This window comes from Moorena sp. SIO4A1 (assembly GCF_010672065.1).
Lineage (GTDB): Bacteria > Cyanobacteriota > Cyanobacteriia > Cyanobacteriales > Coleofasciculaceae > Moorena.
In genome coordinates, this window is sequence record NZ_JAAHHX010000050.1 from 1 (window position 1) to 19,106 (window position 19,106).

A 19,106-nucleotide genomic window follows, 5' to 3' on the forward strand; every position below is an offset into this window, starting at 1 on the left:
GAAAATCCGTTCTAGAGGTACCAATGTCAGTGGTTCCGTTTGATGAGGAGCCGGATGATGTGAAAATGTCACGTCCGGTTCTGAAGACGAGTCGGTGAGGCGACTCACCGGCTTAGTTTAATAGTGGCTGGAATATTTTGGTCAAAAGTTTGGTCGGGTAACTGTTGCAGTCAACCCTGCTTATACCAGCCAGAATTGCTCTAATTGTGGCGAAGTAGTCAAGAAGTCTTTATCGACTAGAACTCATGTCTGCAAGTGTGGGTGTCGGCTAGATCGCGATCACAACGCCGCAAAAAATATACTAACTAGAGCCTTAAGTACCTTGGGGCACACGGGAACTCTACTCAACGCTCGGGGAGATTTGTCCTCTACTCTTTTTGGTTCCGGCCTGGAAGGGCAAGACGAGTCGCTGAACCGAGAATCCCCTAGCTTCTAGCTATGGGGAGTGTCAACAGATTAAGATTTGGCTGGGTCGTTGACCTTCTGTGCATCCAGTCCGCGTCGAAGATTTTGTTTGGGTTACGATAATGGGTAATCGGTAACAAACTTCGCTGCAGTTGTCGGTAATTTAGGACAAGAGAACTTCGGATCAGGGCAGAATAATGGATGCACGAGTATCCCCCTTTATCCGCCCATCCTCCCATCCGATCCATCTCGACCTGCGCCTAAAAAGGAAAAAGGGACAATAGATTGTTATAGTATCATCCCTTTAACCTATTCCATTTACTCTTTTTCCCAAGTTAATCATTCTGAACATAGTGGAATTCACTGGTGTCTACCTAACTTAGTAGGTATCAAAGTAGGTATTAAACCAGAGGACATCTATGACTCAGTTGGGTTTGGGGAGTCGCTACGCTTTTCACTTGGCCGCTTGTGAGTAGGTAAGGGAGTGGAGTTGCTTAAGTTGTCCTCAAGAACCATACGCTGTTCCATCTGACGGAGAAAATAACCAGTCATCATGGCTGAAGCCAACAATCCAGCTAAATTTTCCCGATCAGTGGTGATTTGAACATTAAAGTTTTCTGATGGCAGCATCCCTACTAGCCCCTGAACGTTCTGAGAGATGATTTGTTGGATTTCAGGGCTAGCAGACTTAGCAATCCTTGCTAAAACATCAGAAGGTTGATTCTGGAGGTATTGCAGCAGTTGGTTCGCTTGAGGCTCTGCTCCTGGGGAACTTAGAAAATCGGGGTTGAATACCATTAGAAATTTTAGGTTTGACCTGCTTCATCTCGACTTTTCTATACTCTAAACGATTGTGAGATAAGCTGAATCCGCTTTCGGGGATAAATCTAAGTTTTTTCGGTAGAAATTCTGAGAAAAAAAGCTTACTTAAAGAAATCTTGAAGTTTCTGTAACCCTTGGCATAGCTTCTATTGGGGTGGCAGTAGCTGCTCAACTTCAAAGTGTTGATGAAATTTTTCAGTAACTTGTAACCAGTACGAGCGCCCCTCAGTTTGTCTACGTTTCTGGACAAAATCGAGCTCGACCAGTTCCTGGATATGTTGATACGCTCCACTCCCACGAAGGTTGACTAGGTCAGCTTGAGTAATCGGACCTTTAAGAGCGATCGCAGCTAAAGTCCTCAAAGCACCTGTGCCCAATTCAGCGGGAATTAAGTTTTGCAGTAATTCACTAAACGTGGCTCGTAACTGTAAGCTATACCCAGCAGGGGTTTCCACAACTTCTAAAGCACTGTCCCGGTGGGCATAGTCTGCCATCAGTTCAATCAGGCCATCCGCAACTTTTTCGCGATCGCATTGGGCATACTCTGAGATTTCCTCTATGGAGACGGGCTGTCCCTTCAAGTATAGAATCGCTTCAATTTGGGTAGCTAGACGAGGCATTGTTTTAATTCGCTTCTAATCCAATTGACGTCCTGTCAATTCAACAAAAATATCTTCCAGGTTGGAGGGACGAACCATCACACCAGTTTTATCCGGTAAACTTTCGAGATAGCCACTCGCTTGTTCCAGAGTCGGGAAAAATTTGTACTCAAAGCGTTCTGAGAGTTGTTTGATCAGCAATCCTTCCCCATGTTGGTGGCGCAACTGTTCAAGTGTACCTAATTCGATTAGTCTACCAGAATCCATGATCCCGATCCGTCCTGGCTTGCCAGCGCCATAGCCATCGCACAAAAACTCCACTTCTTCCATATAGTGGGTAGTTAGCAATATGGTCATACCTTGGCGATTCAAATCCCGAATAATTTCCCACAGGCGACGGCGGGTTTGGGGGTCTAATCCCACTGTAGGCTCATCCAAAAATAGAATCTTCGGTTGATGTAACAGCGCTCTAGCAATTTGCAACCGACGCTTCATTCCCCCAGACAGAGTTTTCACTAAACTATCCCGTCGGTCTATTAGCTCTACATACTCTAACCACTGATTAATCAGCCGCTGACGCCCAGGATTGGCAATGTGATGCAGCCGTCCGTGGAGTTCCATGTTTTCCCAGACAGTCAGGTCAATATCCACGCTAGTTTGCTGCAAGACCACACCAATATTTTCCTTGACCTGATCTTTTTCTTGTACAACGTCGTAACCCGCTACCTTAATTTGCCCCTTGGTCGGTTCAGTTAACGTAGTTACCATCCGAATTGTAGTGGATTTACCAGCACCATTCGGACCAAGCAAACCAAATATCTCTCCTGATTCAATCGTAAAGGAGAGGTCATTGACTACAGGGACCTTATCGTAGATTTTGTAGATGTTCTGGAGGGAAACAGCTGGGGGCATAGATTCCTTGTATGTATGATATTGAGTCAACAGACTTAAGCTAACCCGCTTCCACACCACAGGTTAGAAGCAAATTATATCATGTTGATCTAATTCCGTTAATAAAAAGAGCAGTAATCGCAAATTTAGGGGCAAATACAACTGCTACAGTTGTATTCATCAATATTAACGGTTATTTAATTAACATAGTATTACTTTGAATTTTAAATTTCCAATACTTAAAATCAAGTATTGGAAATTTAAAGTAAACTTAAGTATTATTATATCTAGACAAAGCATCAATCCGTAGGTTAAAACAAATAGGGGCTGTTCCTTTGGTTACTCCATTAGTTATCAGCTACAGTTATTGACTTTTATCGTAGAATTTAGTATGGCAATATTTCGGATATTAGGTCGGGTAATCGATCCAAAAACCAGTGGCGTCGTTTCAGGACTAAGGGTTGAAGCATGGGATAAAGACCTTATTTTCAACAACTTGGTGGGTAGGGCCATCACTGATGACCATGGCAGCTTTGGTATGGAATTCGATGAATCCTATTTTCAAGAACTGTTTACTGACCAACGACCAGACATTTTTTTCAAAGTATTTTGTGATCAGCAACTGATAAAAAGCACTGAGGATTCAGTGCTGTGGAATTTGGACATTGGCGAGACTGAAGTCTTGATAACTGTAGATAACTATAGCAAAAATAACGTTTACGAAAAATACCTACAAGCTGCTGTTCAAGGTTCTAAAGATAATCCCAAACTATTATATCTCGGTATTAATACTTCACCATACAAACAGCAAATTAAAGATTATCCCTCCCGCCTGAACCAGAAACCGGATGGTAAACATCTAGTGTCTGTAATTAAAGCGGATAAGACTTTCAGTCCTTATCCAATCCTGGGGCAACTTCCAGATATTGATCAGCAAGGTTTGGAGTTTCTCCATCAAGACATCAAAGAAGCTTGTGTCTGTGTTGGTAGTTTTGTAGACCAAGAGTTCAAGGTAAAATGGTTGGGACGAAATGCCCTAAGTAATGACGAATTATGGAGTGGTAGTAAGATTATCCCCATTATTAATCTAGTATCTCGCCTTAATAGCAAATCTCCTAATGACGACCTCGATAAGTGTACAATTCGAGGCACAGACCAAGCTGGAAATCAAAGGGATATTCCTGTCTGTGATTTAATCACAGATGTGATCAGTTATGACTACAATACAGCAAGTTCTAATTGCTTAGGAGCAATGTTAAAGCGCTTTGCTCCCCAAATGGACTTAGAAAATTGGCTGAAACAGATTACAGGTAATGATAGCCTGATTTTCCGTGGCCGATATGGGGAAAAACCCTTTATCGAGTACCCCCAGTTGTTTGGTAGCACAACCAAAAGGATAATTCTAACTGCTGACCCTGAACCCCCTCAATGGGAAAGTAATACTATATCCGCTTATGATTTAAATCGGATGATCTCAATGGTGGGTTGGCATAATTACATACCGGAAGCATGCCAGCTACCAGGAGTTAAGTGGGATAGTCTCGAAAGTATCATCAGAGCAATGGCGAACGATCCAGCTCGGTTAGTTGATTTAGCTATTAAAGAGTTGGGTTTGTTGAATGTGATTGACTCAACAGTGATTATCTCAAAACTCGGCAACGGAGTTACCAGTATTAGGAACAGAACCGAAGCGGTTTATGTCGCCCTAGTTAAATTAGTTAAGCCTAGTCTTGACGATGCCCTCAAGCCAGCTAAATTGATTACCTTCAGTATGGCGCTACGGGGAGCAAAAGTGCTTGAGCCAAGAGATTTCAATCGTGAAGCGGTGGAACTTGATGCCAGAATAGCAACAGAAGTGACAGAGATTTTGCGCAGAGCGGTGATGGGGGAATTGGTTTGAATCTAGTGTCAATTGGGTGAAGTACATAATTTTGGGATTTTAGGGAACAGGGAACAGGGAGCAGGGAGCAGGAAAAAATCCTGTGTACCTCATAAGTATGCAAAAGGTTATATCCCTCTTGTGTCACTTTGATCAATTTTCACGGTAAGTGTCCGGTTACTGTCTAAACTCCAAGTAAATGTAAGTAGTTATATCAAGTCCGGTTAATCACCTCCCAAGTAGTCTCTGGATTGTAGGCCAGAAGGGATATCATGATTAGTCAACCGGACTTGATATTATATCATGGCCAGAAACGTTTTATGCTTGGGTTTTTTAGGGTCAGGTTTAGACAAAAATTTAAAACCGTGTGGGGACAAAAACCTAAAGAAAAAAAGTATAGCTTCTCGTCTAACTACTACAAGATTTTCTTGGATATCCAAAGACGATGTGACTTTCAAATTTCTTTTTCAAACTTTCTTTTGTACGTTTTCTTTGTTCTGCAATATACTATCCCTATTTTTTTAGCGACTATCGCAGGTATTACGGCAGGTAATGAGTTATTGGTCACGTTTATTCAAGAATTTGTTTCTGATGACCAAGCTGAAAATATCGTCAAGTTTTTTATATTTTTAATTAGTCTATTAGGAACATTATTCGGCACCATAAGTGCGACAACTAACCCTTCGGAAAGCTATGATAATGCAGCAGCGTTTCATAATAAATTTTCTGAGTTTAAGATTAATTTAGCGATAGATATGATAAATCTTGAACTTACTAATGCTATGGAAGAAGATTACCTGCAGCTTCTGAAGCAAAAAAATGCTAATCTTTCGGAATTGATTCAGGAATATAATCAGAAACGGTCGATCGATAAGAATCAAGTAGGGGGAGATAATTAAGAGGGGGGAGTGTGGGAAGTGTGGGAGGTGTGGGGAGATGGGGAGATGGGGAGATGGGGAGATGGGGCTTTCAAGGTGAAGTTTCCAGATCCGCTGTTCCCTGTTCCTTTTGCTATATATAGCGGACGCAAAACAAAAAAACCAACAACATCCCATACTCAGCACGCTAAGCTATATATAGATGAATGGATTTTAAGCTGATATCTGGAATAGTACGGTTGACAAATTAAAAAGCTATAGCTATAGTCAAAATATTGATATCTCCAAGCTGGGCAGGCTAAGTAAAAACACTTCTATCCACGTAAAGGAGTGTTTTTAGGTTTAGCAAAGGCGCAAAGGTGATTGGTTGGAGTTTTCTGATGCCACTTTTACCTTGGAGCCAAAGTAATGATCCTAAAAATAATAAGTAAATAGGTAAGTAAATAGGTAAGTCCTGATCTGGTCTTAAGCCTTATATTAGCGATTGGCCGTAGGTCACGCTACGCGAACGCTAGTTTTGTCGTAGTAGTAAACAGTCGTTACTTCTAGGGATAAATAGCAATTGCGTCACATCCAAATAATTTGGATAAAGGCGGTGCCATGGCTATGCCAATTGTTAGGAACGATTGCTTAGGCTTAGGAACTTATTCCAATCAGCAACGCCGAAATTATCACTACAGTAATCAGCGATCAATCTATGCGCTAGGCGCACGCTGCGCGAACAGCGATCGCTTTTAGCGGAAGCTTCGCTTCATCGCGTAGCGTGACCTACGGTCAATCAGCTAACACGCTACTTGAAAAGCTGCCCAAACCGCTATTAATAATGAGAGCAACAGAGCTGAGCCAAAATTAGTAAATTGGTATTAATCTCTTTATTTAAGAAGCTGCGAATTTATAGCGTTTATAGCATTTATGAGGTACGCTTTTCAACCTCAAAGTCCCCCTTAATAAGGGGGATTTAGGGGGATCACTTGATAGCTGAATCCTGACAGAAATCAAGTTTTTAGGAGACAGCCAATGATATTACTACATCAGCCAAGCACAATTATTGGTGACCGCTATCGCATTGTTGCACCCTTAGGTCAGGGTGGCTTTGGAACAACCTACGAAGCTGAAGATTTAACTAACTACAAGCGAGTAGCCCTTAAAGCCATCTCCCTGCGCGGACTAGAAAACTGGAAAGGGTTAGAACTTTTTGAAAGAGAAGCTAAAATCCTTGCCAAGCTCAACCATCATGCTATCCCCAAATACTTAGACTACTTTTACATCGACACTGCTGATGACCGCCGTTTTTACTTAATTCAAGAATTGGTTGGGGGTCAGTCGTTCAGTGAGTTAGTCAAAAAGGGTTGGTACCCTAGTCAGGGGGAAATCAAGGAAATTGCTTTCCAGATTTTGGACATTCTTGAGTACCTCCATCAACTGAATCCAGCTGTGATTCACCGAGATATTAAACCACAAAACCTGATTATAAATTCCAAAGGTATAGTATTTTTGGTGGATTTCGGTGCTGTCAAAGATGTCTATCGTAATACGTTAAGCTACGGGGAAACATTTGTTGGCACTTTTGGCTATATGCCACCAGAACAGTTTCAAGGACAAGCATTTTGTGCTTCTGATTTATATAGTCTAGGGGCAACACTATTGTTTTTGTTAACCCATCGCTCTCCTGCCGATCTACCTCAGCAGCGACTAAAGATTGATTTTCGTGGTTCAGTGCAGATATCACAGCATTTTGCTGACTGGTTAGAGAAGATGCTAGAACCAGCTGTAGAAGATCGATTCCAGTCTGTGGAGGAAGCGATAGATGCCTTACGGCAAAAAAAGTCAATTTCCAGTTCTTTGTCTGGTTCTATAATACCACAGCGGCAACAACCTGCTGGTAGTCGCATCATTTTTACAAAAAATTACCAGCGTTTGGTAGCAGAAATTCCGCCCTGTGGATTAAACGGTAATAACTTGCTTTTGGCTATCTTGATCTTATCTGTACTTAAATTTATTCTTGTCTGGAAAATGGTGACAATAGTAACTTTTTTTTCGACTGTATTTTTCCTGGAATTCTGGATTATTGTGCTAGTTTTATTGGGACTATTATTTGATATTGCTGGTGAGATATATTTGGAAATTAACCGATATACCTTCAAGATAGAATGGCAGTTATTTGGTTTAAGCTTGGGACAGATTACAGGACGTACAGTAGATCTTAAATTTGTTGAAGTGGATAGTAGTGTTAATTTCCTAGGTCAAAAAACTATTACCTGTGCTATTGGGGAAGGAGCCCAACAACACAAATTTGGTTCCAAACTTACCAAAGTTGAGAAAAGATGGTTGGTTGAGGAATTGCGCGACTTTCTTGGAGTGATATAGCGCTACCCTTAGCGTCAGAAGTCAGAAGTCAGAAGTCAGAAGTCAGCAGTGATCCACTGATACCAAGTTGCGGTCAAACATACAACTTTCCCCATCTCCCTATCTCCCCATCTCCCTATCTCCCCATCTCCCTATCTCCCCATCTCCCTATCCAACCAATCTACTATCTTTGAATACAACTCGGTATGACCCACTACTGTGCCACACTACCCAATCCCACTTGTTCCAGCAAAGCGATAAAATCTGCTCGAATCGAGGAGTCATTGGGATTAGCAGCTTGAGCCTGGTAAAGGGCATCAAGGGCATCAAACCAAGCCCCTGCTTCGGCATAGATGATTGCTTGTTGATGCAGTAACTCAGAGGTGGAGCTGTTGGTATTTGCACCAACTGCTGCTAGCTTTTGCTCTAATTCTGGGGATTGTGATACCCGCTCAATCCAGCTCCTATAATAGGAAGTCTTAGGCGGGTTTTCGCGATCGCATTCTAGGGTAACAGACCACATATATATCTTCCTGTCTTCTTCCTCCAGTCCTGGTGGGTTTGCCATCAGTTCTGGACTGTTTTCCGGAAGTTCTACGGAGATAATCCCTACCTGACCTGAGTCAATCCTTTTCTCAAATATTGTCTGGTGTCCTACTGTGTCCACCAACGTAAATACTAGTGGTACGTCTACAGGCTCGGACAAATACCAGAAAAATCTAGGATGAGCAGATATAGTCTGTGCAGCTACTTCCCTTGAGGGAATTAACAGCGTCACCAATTCACGTGGTAACTCCTCATACGGGCTTCGTGAACCAGACCCATTACTCTTGCGAGGAGCGCTATCGGTTGGTGGCATAAATCGTAAGCGTGAGCCTTTGGCTGAACTATTTTGGGAACTATTTTGGGTTTCCGATGAGTTATGATTAGAATCTACAACCTGACCGTTGACAGATTGCAACCTTTGAGAATAGCTAGCTTGAGGGGTGAGTGTGCAAAACAGCAGTACAATCAGTAGTGAGGTTGTACGTGCCCATGTTGTACGTCCCAATAAATTAATAATGTTAGCGGTAGTTTTCATAAGTTTATTGAATTATTAAACTAGAATAGACAATTACAAGAATTAGCATTAATCCTTAGTAAAGCCTGAGTTTAAGCTTAATTGTTTCAGAGATATAATTTTTTGGTGCCATGGATTTCTAATCTCAAATCCCGCTGACTAGTTTTCCTGTGGCAGGGAAACGATCAAAAGATTATCCCGCAACCAACACAGGGTTTTTCTAGCAGCGATTAACTAGACTTGAAATTAGACCAAATTGCCTGGAACCAGGTAACTTTTTATACCCGAAACCCTTGACCCAACTCAACGGTGACTAAATTAGACTTCACAGAACTTAGAATCAATTCCTGATTACTGACTGGTATAGAGATTCTAGTTTTGCTGATATCTCCGGAGGGACAGCAGTTAACCGGATGTAAAAACTTCCCGGTTCTGCTGTTTTTTCTAAAACCTTGGCGTAGATGTCCTCACTGGGTTGGTTCACATTATCTGGATCGAGTAAGTTGAGCTTAAGATTACTCAGTGGCTCAGGGATAGCAGAGATTTCGCTGCTGTTAGCACGAAGCTTAGCTCCCTTACTTGAAATCTCGACTAAACGCCCAGTGTAGACCGACTTGCTGATATGCTTTCCATCTATAAAAGCATAATTAAATTGTAGCTTGGTTTTTTGGTTAACTTCGAAAAACGTTTCTTGCTGTTTGGGTAAAAATAGGTTATAATGATGCCCAATTCCACCCACTTCATAGATAGTAATTGGCTGTTTAATTCCCTTGGGTTTTACCTGTATTTGACCGTCAATTCTTAAGAATTCGCCAGTTTCTTCCAAAGTGGAAGAAGAAATCATAACTTGACCACCAGTTGTATAAGATTCGATTCGGTAAGCCAGGTTAACGGCGCTGCCAATCACACTATATTTGGTGCGTTTTTCGGAACCAATATTCCCAAGCACAACCACACCAGTATTGATACCGATGCCCATTTCCAGTTTTGGATAGCCCAACTGCTCGATTTCTTCATTGACACTAGTCATGGCTAATTGCATCGCTAGGGCACAAGCCACTGCTCTGTGGGCATCATCCTCTTGGAGGGTGAGAGCACCAAAAAGCACTAAAATCCCATCCCCGATGAACTCGTCGATAGTTCCTTGATAAGCAGTAATCACATCCGCCATGTGACCCAAATAGATGTTGAGGATTTTGACTACCTCTTGGGGATGTAACCGTTCTGAGATCCCAGTGAAGCCTCTTAAATCAGAGGTCAAGATGGTGATTTTCCGGTTTTCACCCCCGAGTTTTTGTTTGTCTGGGTTCTCCAGCAAATCCTCCACCACTTGGTCAGTTAGGTAACGTCCAAAAGTGTGACGAATCTCTTTAGCAGTGCTAGCAACGTAAGCTGTGATGGCAATTGCAGACCCACTTAAGGCTAACAATGGCGGTATCACCGGGAGCCACCAACCCCCCAAAAACGCTCCATAGGTACTTCCAAATAATGCCCCTGTGGCCACCACGGTAATCGCAGTTCTCCTCAAGGACAGCCCTCCGAGACCGCCAAGATAGCGCCATTTCCAAGTTAGAGTCGCACCAACGAAAGACCAGACTACAATCCACAGGATTTCCACAGGCTCCGACCAGGTTTTGAGCAAGGGACGACCATCTTCCACAGCACTAATAATTTGGCTGACCATGTTAGCTTGGACTTCCACCCCAGCCGTTAACTCCCGGATGGTAGTGTCATTACTGTAGGAGGTGTAGAAAAAGTCATTTAAACTGACCGCAGTTGCACCAATTAAAACGATGGAATCATTGATCAAGTCATCTGGAATGTTATCTTCCAAAACGTCGGTCATGGTTACGGTGCGGAAGGTTCCCGCTGGTCCGCGATAGTTCAAGAAAATCTGGTAACCGCTATGATCGATTCCCACATAACCGCCGTCATTGCTGGCCAAAGGGCGAAACATGGCCTTGCCCCACTGGAAAATTCTGGGATCTTGCTGTAATGGTTCAGGAAAAATGTTTTTTGACTCTAGATAAATCCCCGCTAGGAGCATACTAAAGGAGGGCTTTAAGTGATCATTTACCTTCAAAGTAAGTAAGCTGCGCCGCAGGATACCATCCATATCGTTTACGACATTATTGGCACCTACGAGACCACGTTCACTGAGAATCGGTGGAGGAGGCACCGCATTGTCAGGGTTGTCTTGATCGATGTATTCGATACCAACTAAGTTGGGTGTGGTTTCAAACACCTTGAGTAACTCACCATGACCGGGCTCAACTGGAAAATCCCGATACAGGTCAAGACCAATCGCTGCAGGATTTTGAGCTTTGATTTTGTCTAAAAGTTGGGCAAGCATCCGATCAGTGATTGGCCACCGTTGAGCACGCTTTAAATCTGCCTCAGTCATAGCCACAATCACAATCCGTTCATCCGTAGCTTCCTTCGGACGCCAACAAAAGTATTGGTCGAGAGCCGCTAGTTCGTAAGGCTGTAACCAGCCGAGTAGCCTGAATGCGATCGCAATTCCAGCCACCACCGGTGTAGTAATTAGAACACCGCGCCATTCCCATAGTTGTTGTTTTACTGGTTGCCACATATAGCAGTTTTCAATTGGGTGAGGTACTTTCGTTCTGGATTTTAGGGAACAGGGAACAGCGGATCTGGGAGCAGGGCAGAAACTTCAGATGTACCTCACGCTTACTAGGAAACTATATTACGGTTGAACCCTTACTGGACTAACTACAAAGCTCTGTCTTAGCTTTGGGTCGATTCACCCTCCCCACACTTACGGGAGTGATAGATTTACAACAAAAAGCTGATAGCTGATGGCTGATAGCTGATGTTGACAATGTCCTATCCCATTTTAATAACTTTCTCAGGGTTATCTCATACTTTTCAAAGACTCGGTTAAGATAGGTTAAATACTTTAAATAATAATTACATAGATTGGAATTAAACCAACACTGTTTTAGTTTAATTCTGTCTACGGACTTAGGAGTCAGTTCTGATATTCGGGAGAATTCTGTGATGAAAGATATCAAAAAAACCGTAATGGTAGGCGCTGCCTTGACTAGTGTCTTGGCTCTAGGTTTAGGTGTAGCATCTGAAAACGCCTTGGCCGGTAAGGAAGGAATGGAAAAATGTGCTGGTATCGTTAAGGCGGGTAAGAACGATTGTGCAGCCAACGGCCATAGTTGCGGCGGGATGGCTAAGGTAGATAGCGATCCTAATGAGTGGATCTACGTTCCTGAAGGCACTTGCAACAAGATTGTTGGTGGAACTATTGTACCACCAAAAACCTCCAGTCAGGAAACTGAAAAGCCAACCGAGAGTGCGCAAGCCAATTAAAGGAAGCATTCAGCACGCTTGGCACTCAGCTATCAGCTTTGGAATCATGGCTGAGTAGGGTTATGTACAAAGATCCCCCCTAACCCCCCTTAAGAAAGGGGGGAATTAGATTCAGCTGAGTAGCGTTATGTACACATATCCCCCCTAACCCCCCTTAAGAAAGGGGGGAATTAGATTCAGCTGAGTAGCGTTATGTACACATATCCCCTTAAGAAAGGTAGGGCTGTTTCATTCTCTAGAAAATAGATGGGGAGATGGGGAGATGGGGAGATGGGGAGAAAAGGAGCGCGAATAGTCGGAATTTTGGCCAAATTTATCTAACCCTCCTCGAAGGCCGAATCACGAATTGTTAGTCATTGGAGTTGCTTCCTCCCAACTAATTTGTCAGATTTTAATGACTAAATTGGCGGATTTTTCGGGAAATTTTAGTTTATTTCCCTATCCCCCTATCCCCCTATCCCCCTATCTCCAATAATCGTTAACTTATTAAAGTTTGAAACAGCCCTGCCTTAAGAAAGGGGGGAATTAGATTCAGTTGAGTAGCGTTATGTACACATATCCCCCCTAACCCCCCTTAAGAAAGGGGGGAATTAGATTCAGCTGAGTAGCGTTATGTACACATATCCCCCTTAAGAAAGGGGGGAATTAGAGTCAACTCACCACTACCATGGATAAATCCGAAAAATAATGCCATGACAATAATGCTATGACAACTCAGGTTTCTTCAGCTTCAATTAACGGTGCTGGAATCGGTTTACGCTCCGCCCATTATCAAGATATCCTTACTCATAAACATACTATACCTTGGTTTGAGGTATTATTAGATAATTATTTAACGTCTCAGGGTTTACCACTCCACTATTTAGAAAAAGTTCGCCAAAACTATCCGGTTACGTTGCATGGCGTCGGTATGTCTTTGGGGTCAACGGACCCTTTAGATTTAGAGTATTTGACAAATTTAAAAGAGTTAGCCCAGCAGATTGAACCAGCATACATTTCCGATCACCTATCCTGGATTTCCGTTAATGGTCACTATCTTAACGATTTAATTCCTCTTCCTTATACCGAAGCAGTGATGGAACATGTAGCCCAACGGATTTTGCAAGCTCAGGAATTTCTAGGTTGTCGGATTTTGATAGAAAACCCATCGGCTTACGTGAGCTTCACAGATTCAACCATGCCAGAATGGGTATTTATCCAACAATTGTTAGAAAAAGCAGATTGTTACTTGTTGCTAGATGTCAACAATCTTTATGTCACTGCTACTAATCAGGGATTTGACCCCCTTGATTACCTGAATACAATACCAGCAACCAGGGTCAAACAAATTCACTTAGCAGGGTATGAAGAACGGGAAGAGTATCTATTTGATACCCACGGTTATCCTGTTCATCCTCCAGTGTGGGAATTGTATCAAGCAACATTAGAGCGCTTTGGTCCGGTGCCTACTCTGATTGAATGGGATACTGATATCCCAGCTTTTGAGGTATTAATGACTCAAGCGAGTAAAGCTCAGGAGTATTTAGATCAGGTAAGTATAACAAAGGGAGTAGGGAGTCGGGAGTAGGGAGTCGGGAGTCGGGAGTCGGGAACTTCGGATCAAAAATTATCACAATTTATTTAGGATACCTATATATAGCATTTTTAAATAGGTCATGAACACTCTTGCTGATTTCTCATATAGCACTACGCATTAAGGTTAGGACATTAATACAAGCTGAAAAGCTTTTGTAGTAAACTTTAGCATGCATGCCTCTTGCCTCTTGCGTTGCGCGTAGCGCTATAACATCAAAAACTATTCGGAGCTCTTTACTACTGTTCCCTGTTCCCTATTCCCTATTCCCTACTCCCTACTCCCTACTCCCTACTCCCTGTTCCCTGTTCCCTGTTCCCGATTCCCTTTGCTATAACCTTAAAAACCGATATAATCATGGAATTAAGGACACTACAACAGCTATTTTACGATGCTGTTTTTGAAAATAATCCTGCCAGTACACAAACCATTGCTCAACACATCAAAGCAGCTAAACAATTGACCCCTGCTGAAGGGTTAGCCATTTATCGTGGCAGTGTCTTAGGCAACCTGAGCCAAACCTTAATGTCAATTTATCCAGTCTGCTGTTGTTTGGTGGGAGAGAAATTTTTTGATGCAACAGCAGTAAGATATATCCAACGCTTTCCTTCTCTATCTATGGATTTAGGGGATTATGGCGAGCACTTTGCTGATTTTCTGGCAAATTTTGAGCCAGCCAAACAGTTACCCTATTTACCGGATGTGGCGCGGTTAGAGTGGCACTGGCATCGGGTGTTTAATGGTGAAGAGGCTACCAGGTTAGATGTCCAAGCATTGAGTACAGTTCCCCAAGAAAAATGGGGAGAACTGATTTTCCATTTACCTAAAAATAGTGTTCTGATTGAGTCGGCTTACCCTATCCATCGCATTTGGGAGGTTAATCAGGCTGAATACCAAGGTGATCAGCAAGTGAATTTGGATGAAGGGGGGATACAACTATTCCTCTGGCGCAATGGTTATGATATGCGCATTGAGCTGCCAACAAAAGCAGAATGGCAACTGCTGAAGGCTTTTCAAGGGGAAAATCGATTTGAAGCCATTTGTCAAGACCTGGCTGCTGATGAATTAGCTATTGATGTAGCATCTGAGTTACCGCGATTTGTACAACGTGGATGGATTGCCAGGTTTTCGATGTAGAAGAAATATCAATGTGCGATCGCTACACTATATAAGAATGTAGAATGTAGAATTAAGAATGGAGAATGGAGAATTAAGAATGTAGAATTAAGAATGGAGAATGGAGAATTAAGAATGGAGAATGGAGAATTAAGAATGGAGAATTAAGAATGTAGAATGGAGAATTAAGAATGTAGAATGGAGAATTAAGAATGGAGAATTAAGAATGTAGAATGGAGAATTAAGAATGTAGAATGGTTAAGGCTGAATGGTGAATGGTTAAGACAGAAGCCAGAATGGTGAAGGCAGAAGGCAGAATGGTGAAGGCAGAATTCTTAATTCTTAATTTTTAATTTTTAATTCTTAATTCTTAATTCTTAATTCTCAATTCTTAATTCTCAATTCTCAATTCTTAATTCTCAATTCCCAATTCTTAATTCTTATCTTGATTCAGCAACGCCAAATCACTTAGTAAAGCACTGCACTTGGTCCTTCAGAAATACCAGTCTTGGGGACTTCTTTGTCTCCAACCCATTCAGAACCATTAAATACATTACACCACATCCATCCACTGTCCTCTCGCCCTTGATGTAACAGGTAAATTTCGTCATTATATACGACTGCTGATGGTCCAGCAGTTATCCCAGTGTTATGTATCTTGTGATCTCCAGCCCACTCATTGCCATCGAAGACATTGCACCAGAGCCAACCGTTATCACCTCTGCCCTCGTGAAACACGTATATTTGACCGTTGTAGACTAATGCATCTGGATCATCGGTTAAACCTGTGCCCCGTACCTCTTTATCTCCAGCCCACTCATTGCCATCAAAAACGTTATACCACAGCCAACCACTATCCCCCCGTCCTTGGTGGAACACATAGAGAAGGTCATTGTATACTACTGCTGATGGACTAGAAGTAATTCCGGTCTTAGGAACTTTTTGATCCCCAGCCCACTCATTGCCATCAAAAACGTTATACCAGAGCCAACCACTATCCCCTCGTCCTTGGTGGAACACATAGAGAAGGTCATTGTATACTACTGCTGATGGGCCAGCACTTATACCAGTATTACCAATTTCTTGATCTCCAGCCCACTCATTGCCATCAAAAACGTTATACCAGAGCCAACCACTATCTCCCCGTCCTTGGTGGAATACATATAACAGGTCATTGTATACTACTGCTGATGGATCTCCTGTCATCCCAGTTTTATGAACTTTTTCATCTCCAAGCCACTCATTGCCATCAAAAACGTTATACCAGAGCCAGCCACTATCTCCTCGCCCCTGATGAAATACGTAGATGTTGCTCATTGTTTGTTCCCTAATTTGTCTCTAGTTAATCATACTAGTACCACAATACACCTATTAACATTCTAGAAAGAGCCTAGGGCGTGTTTTCAAAGTTTTCCGCAAGATTTAGATCCCCCCCAGCCCCCCGCGCGGAAGGGGGGAGCCATTCTCAAAGTCCCCCTTTTTTAAGGGGGATAATGGGGGATCTCCGAGGCAATAAAACACGCCCTAGGGGGGCAAAACTCAGTATAAAAAAACTTGGGAGATATCCTCTAACGGGTGCATGTCAATTTTGTTAACCCCTGATTTGGATCCCCCTAAATTAATAAGGGGGACTTTTCAATCTAATTCCCCCCTTTTTTAAGGGGGGTTAGGGGGGATCTATGTACCTAATTACAAAGTTGACATGCTCCCTCCTCTAACTCCTGACTCCTGAATTCTATCTCCTATTCCTCCTTCACAAACCTAACTTTTTGCACCCCTTCCATCATCTGTAAGCCAAATTGAGCCGAGGTAAAGTTATCTAAAGATCCCCCACCATCGCTGTTGAACCAATTTTTAATATTCTCAGCAAATGTCACTAAGTTGATCACCCTTTTAGCTGAATTATTCCAGGGTACAGGTATTTTTGAATCAACAATCAGCTCACCATTGGCATTTCTTAAATCTTTGGTAACCTCTGTGTCATCTACGTCAAAAGGATCTACTCCAAAGTGCATAGCTTCTGGTTTTTGGTGAATATCGACGGTTTTCACTTCCCCTTGGAATATACAAATTAAGACATCCTTGGCTAATTTCTCCATCCGTAATAGGGGTAAAAGATTGCCTTCCGTCTCGTCAATGGAATCCCCATCCGCCACAGCCGTATCATAACCATCCACCAGTAATCCAGGCCATCCAGCCACCACTTGCGATCGCATAATAATTCCGGTAAGCTTTTGATCATCACTGCGGGTTAAACCACTGTTGCTAGAACGGATTACAGTATCTTCGGTGACATCTGCCCCTGTTACCCGACCAATACTAAAGGCACCATCCTGTAAACAGTCTACCCATAAAGAATCTACACAGAAGAACCGGATTGATTCTGAGGGGAGTAGCTTTTCATCAGGAACTAAATAGTTAAAAGGTATACCTTTCAACAATTCCAAATCTCTGAACCACTTGAAGACATAGAGGGGAAGGTCTATCGGTGCTGCACTCTGCTTGGGAGTTAAGGGCAAGTGAATTAAAATGTTTTCCAGTTGTTTCAGTCTTTGAGCAAATGCTCTTTTCCAGTTATACAAGCTAGTGGCTACTGTGGAATTTTGCAGAGTCAACATCCGTCCTAATTGCCAAGCTGCTGCATAGGAAGTATCAAACAGTCCTAACTCAGGATCATAACGTAATAATTCATCCGCAGCTTTAGCAGGAAATTCATAGGTATCGGAGTGAAAACCCGTTGCTAAAGGACCATGATACCAGGAAACCGTTTGACTTCCTTCCCGGAGGGAATGGGATAAAGGAACATAGCCCATGGCTAAGGATTTTTCCGCAGTGGAATTCTCATTAACCGGGAGTCTGGGAGTGCTGGGGGTACGATTCAGATTCTTGAGTATTTCGGTAAAGGTTTGTTTAGGATCTACACAAGAAAAACTCCAATTTGCTAAACTCACAAAGCGGATCAGGTCTTCATCCCCTGCCCCTTGGAAATCAAAGCCGTCATCGCCATAGCGTCCCTCAACGGAAATTAAATGAACGTAACTTGTGCCATTGGGTTGGGGTAAACGGCTACAGACAACAGTAGCAAATTCCTTGGCTTCTTCTGCTTCTTCCTCGGTGGCGTCTTCAGAAACATCTAAGTCTTCTGCTTTCCGAACATGGGAAACATAAGCAATATCAGCTTTAGTAGGCAAAATATCAGCTACATACTTCTTTTTGATATCGAATACTGTTGTGTTCTCGTCTGCTGTTTGTCCTACGCCATCAAGGGTGTAAGAAGGGAACTTCACCCCAGATTCCCCCGCTACTAATTCTCCCAGGGTAATCGTTTTTAGTTTGGGTTTATCATCGTCATCCTCAAAATCCGAGTCCCAGAATAATAGTAAAACCAGCCAAGTTAAATTTTCATCACTTTGACCAGGATAACGTTCCCAAGGAAGAGTACTCCGGTTAACAGTGATATGGGGTAGTACGTTGGAATGGTCACCTAAGCTTTCTGGTGGGGGAAAAACCGCATAAATGTCTTGAGGTGTCAGGGGTTCAAATCGTTCCCCAATTACAGAAAATATTAATTCCTTCTCATATTTTATACCCTCAGGAATCCTGCCTTTGGTGTCAGAAATAGTTTGCTCCACTTTGATGTGGTATTCCCCACTTTCAAGGGCTGGTTGATGGTACTGAATGAATTTTACTTGTTGTCCTGAGGTGGTTGTAGTCATGATATTTTTCCTGTTGATATTTGTAGTGCTTGGAGGGAGTCAGGAGTTGAGGAGTCAGGAGATAAGGAGATAAGGAGTTAGGAGGTTAGGAGTTGAGGAGTTAGGAGATTAGGAGTTGAGGAGTTAAGAAGATAAGGAGTTGAGGAGTTAGGAGATTAGGAGTTGAGGAGTTAGGAGATTAGGAGTTGAGGAGTTAAGAAGATAAGAAGTTGAGGAGTTAGGAGTTTAGTAGTTATTAGGAAAGAATAAAATTGACTGTTTATTCTGAATTCTCTCTCCTGAATTCTCTCTCCTTACCTCCTTACTCCTTACCTCCTTACTCCTTACCTCCTTACTCCTTACCTCCTAAATTCTGTATTCTCTCTCCTTACCTCCTTACTCCTTACCTCCTTACTCCTTACCTCCTGTCTCCTTACCTCCTGTCTCCTTACCTCCTGTCTCCTTACCTCCTGAATTCTGTCTCCTAACTCCTAATT

General features: G+C 42.6%; 16 protein-coding genes and 1 pseudogene. 10 read left to right on the forward strand and 7 right to left on the reverse strand.

Going from position 1 to position 19,106, the window contains the following annotated elements; genetic code table 11:
• Positions 1–124: 124 nt before the first annotated feature.
• A pseudogene (locus tag F6K53_RS25970) lies at positions 125–436 on the forward strand (transposase); the annotation flags it as partial.
• Positions 437–822: 386 nt separating this feature from the next.
• On the opposite strand, the gene F6K53_RS25975 reads toward F6K53_RS25970, so the two are convergent.
• The 3 genes from F6K53_RS25975 to F6K53_RS25985 form a co-directional block, all read right to left on the reverse strand.
• Positions 823–1,203, reverse strand: a complete 381-nt coding sequence (locus F6K53_RS25975; protein WP_293028451.1) for a DUF760 domain-containing protein — start codon at positions 1,201–1,203, stop codon at positions 823–825.
• Between the two features lie 170 nt (positions 1,204–1,373).
• A complete protein-coding gene (gene scpB, locus F6K53_RS25980; protein WP_071104321.1) occupies positions 1,374–1,847 on the reverse strand; it encodes an SMC-Scp complex subunit ScpB in 474 nt (157 codons plus the stop codon).
• 15 nt (positions 1,848–1,862) lie between these two features.
• Positions 1,863–2,738: an ABC transporter ATP-binding protein gene (locus tag F6K53_RS25985; RefSeq protein ID WP_293043746.1), complete on the reverse strand. Its 876-nt coding sequence runs from the start codon at positions 2,736–2,738 to the stop codon at positions 1,863–1,865.
• Positions 2,739–3,108: 370 nt separating this feature from the next.
• Between F6K53_RS25985 and F6K53_RS25990 the strand changes: the two genes are divergently transcribed.
• The 4 genes from F6K53_RS25990 to F6K53_RS26005 all read left to right on the forward strand — a co-directional run bounded on the left by F6K53_RS25990 (position 3,109) and on the right by F6K53_RS26005 (position 7,841).
• Positions 3,109–4,617 carry a peptidoglycan-binding protein gene (locus F6K53_RS25990; protein WP_293069359.1) on the forward strand — a complete coding sequence of 503 codons (1,509 nt, stop codon included), beginning with the start codon at positions 3,109–3,111 and terminating at the stop codon, positions 4,615–4,617.
• A 251-nt stretch (positions 4,618–4,868) separates the two neighbouring features.
• Entirely contained in the window at positions 4,869–5,495 is a 627-nt protein-coding gene (locus tag F6K53_RS25995) for a hypothetical protein (RefSeq protein WP_293082657.1), read from the forward strand.
• A 45-nt stretch (positions 5,496–5,540) separates the two neighbouring features.
• On the forward strand, positions 5,541–5,696 hold the full coding sequence (locus F6K53_RS26000; RefSeq protein WP_293082660.1) for a hypothetical protein: 156 nt from the start codon (positions 5,541–5,543) through the stop codon (positions 5,694–5,696).
• Positions 5,697–6,491: 795 nt separating this feature from the next.
• On the forward strand, positions 6,492–7,841 hold the full coding sequence (locus tag F6K53_RS26005) for a serine/threonine-protein kinase (RefSeq protein ID WP_293069365.1): 1,350 nt from the start codon (positions 6,492–6,494) through the stop codon (positions 7,839–7,841).
• Positions 7,842–8,034: 193 nt separating this feature from the next.
• Here F6K53_RS26005 and F6K53_RS26010 read toward each other — a convergent pair whose 3' ends face one another.
• Together F6K53_RS26010 and F6K53_RS26015 are read right to left on the reverse strand one after the other, a co-directional pair.
• Positions 8,035–8,901, reverse strand: coding sequence for a DUF928 domain-containing protein (locus F6K53_RS26010; protein WP_293028468.1), 867 nt, complete (start codon positions 8,899–8,901; stop codon positions 8,035–8,037).
• Positions 8,902–9,220: 319 nt separating this feature from the next.
• Complete coding sequence (locus F6K53_RS26015) at positions 9,221–11,473, reverse strand: adenylate/guanylate cyclase domain-containing protein (RefSeq protein ID WP_293082663.1); 2,253 nt, start codon at positions 11,471–11,473, stop codon at positions 9,221–9,223.
• 350 nt (positions 11,474–11,823) lie between these two features.
• Here F6K53_RS26015 and F6K53_RS26020 point away from each other — a divergent pair, with 350 nt between their 5' ends.
• From F6K53_RS26020 to F6K53_RS26035, 4 genes are all read left to right on the forward strand, one after another.
• Positions 11,824–12,225 (forward strand): DUF2282 domain-containing protein, encoded by a 402-nt coding sequence (locus F6K53_RS26020; RefSeq protein ID WP_293082665.1) that lies wholly within the window; start codon positions 11,824–11,826, stop codon positions 12,223–12,225.
• A 706-nt stretch (positions 12,226–12,931) separates the two neighbouring features.
• Positions 12,932–13,792 (forward strand): DUF692 domain-containing protein, encoded by an 861-nt coding sequence (locus F6K53_RS26025; RefSeq protein ID WP_293069370.1) that lies wholly within the window; start codon positions 12,932–12,934, stop codon positions 13,790–13,792.
• Between the two features lie 182 nt (positions 13,793–13,974).
• The gene (locus F6K53_RS26030) at positions 13,975–14,202 is read left to right on the forward strand and encodes a hypothetical protein (RefSeq protein WP_293026384.1); all 228 of its coding nucleotides are present in this window, start codon (positions 13,975–13,977) and stop codon (positions 14,200–14,202) included.
• Positions 14,156–14,935 carry a DNA-binding domain-containing protein gene (locus F6K53_RS26035; protein WP_293069372.1) on the forward strand — a complete coding sequence of 260 codons (780 nt, stop codon included), beginning with the start codon at positions 14,156–14,158 and terminating at the stop codon, positions 14,933–14,935. Before F6K53_RS26030 ends, F6K53_RS26035 begins: the two co-directional genes overlap by 47 nt.
• A gap of 447 nt (positions 14,936–15,382) precedes the next feature.
• On the opposite strand, the gene F6K53_RS26040 is transcribed toward F6K53_RS26035, so the two are convergent.
• Positions 15,383–16,231: a hypothetical protein gene (locus F6K53_RS26040; RefSeq protein WP_293069374.1), complete on the reverse strand. Its 849-nt coding sequence runs from the start codon at positions 16,229–16,231 to the stop codon at positions 15,383–15,385.
• Positions 16,232–16,656: 425 nt separating this feature from the next.
• On the reverse strand, positions 16,657–18,630 hold the full coding sequence (locus tag F6K53_RS26045) for a hypothetical protein (RefSeq protein ID WP_293069376.1): 1,974 nt from the start codon (positions 18,628–18,630) through the stop codon (positions 16,657–16,659).
• A 251-nt stretch (positions 18,631–18,881) separates the two neighbouring features.
• Between F6K53_RS26045 and F6K53_RS26050 the strand changes: the two genes are divergently transcribed.
• Positions 18,882–19,097, forward strand: a complete 216-nt coding sequence (locus F6K53_RS26050; RefSeq protein ID WP_293069378.1) for a hypothetical protein — start codon at positions 18,882–18,884, stop codon at positions 19,095–19,097.
• Positions 19,098–19,106: the final 9 nt, after the last annotated feature.

Excerpts from the sequence above, each read along its gene's own strand:
- F6K53_RS25985 (WP_293043746.1), bottom strand. The coding sequence starts at position 2,738 with ATGCCCCCAGCTGTTTCCCTCCAGAACATCTACAAAATCTACGATAAG.
- F6K53_RS26045 (WP_293069376.1), bottom strand. The coding sequence starts at position 18,630 with ATGACTACAACCACCTCAGGACAACAAGTAAAATTCATTCAGTACCAT.
- F6K53_RS25995 (WP_293082657.1), top strand. The coding sequence starts at position 4,869 with ATGATTAGTCAACCGGACTTGATATTATATCATGGCCAGAAACGTTTT.
- scpB (WP_071104321.1), bottom strand. The coding sequence starts at position 1,847 with ATGCCTCGTCTAGCTACCCAAATTGAAGCGATTCTATACTTGAAGGGA.
- F6K53_RS26005 (WP_293069365.1), top strand. The coding sequence starts at position 6,492 with ATGATATTACTACATCAGCCAAGCACAATTATTGGTGACCGCTATCGC.
- F6K53_RS26025 (WP_293069370.1), top strand. The coding sequence starts at position 12,932 with ATGACAACTCAGGTTTCTTCAGCTTCAATTAACGGTGCTGGAATCGGT.
- F6K53_RS26010 (WP_293028468.1), bottom strand. The coding sequence starts at position 8,901 with ATGAAAACTACCGCTAACATTATTAATTTATTGGGACGTACAACATGG.
- F6K53_RS25990 (WP_293069359.1), top strand. The coding sequence starts at position 3,109 with ATGGCAATATTTCGGATATTAGGTCGGGTAATCGATCCAAAAACCAGT.
- F6K53_RS26030 (WP_293026384.1), top strand. The coding sequence starts at position 13,975 with ATGCCTCTTGCCTCTTGCGTTGCGCGTAGCGCTATAACATCAAAAACT.
- F6K53_RS26000 (WP_293082660.1), top strand. The coding sequence starts at position 5,541 with ATGGGGAGATGGGGAGATGGGGCTTTCAAGGTGAAGTTTCCAGATCCG.
- F6K53_RS26015 (WP_293082663.1), bottom strand. The coding sequence starts at position 11,473 with ATGTGGCAACCAGTAAAACAACAACTATGGGAATGGCGCGGTGTTCTA.
- F6K53_RS26035 (WP_293069372.1), top strand. The coding sequence starts at position 14,156 with ATGGAATTAAGGACACTACAACAGCTATTTTACGATGCTGTTTTTGAA.
- F6K53_RS26040 (WP_293069374.1), bottom strand. The coding sequence starts at position 16,231 with ATGAGCAACATCTACGTATTTCATCAGGGGCGAGGAGATAGTGGCTGG.
- F6K53_RS25975 (WP_293028451.1), bottom strand. The coding sequence starts at position 1,203 with ATGGTATTCAACCCCGATTTTCTAAGTTCCCCAGGAGCAGAGCCTCAA.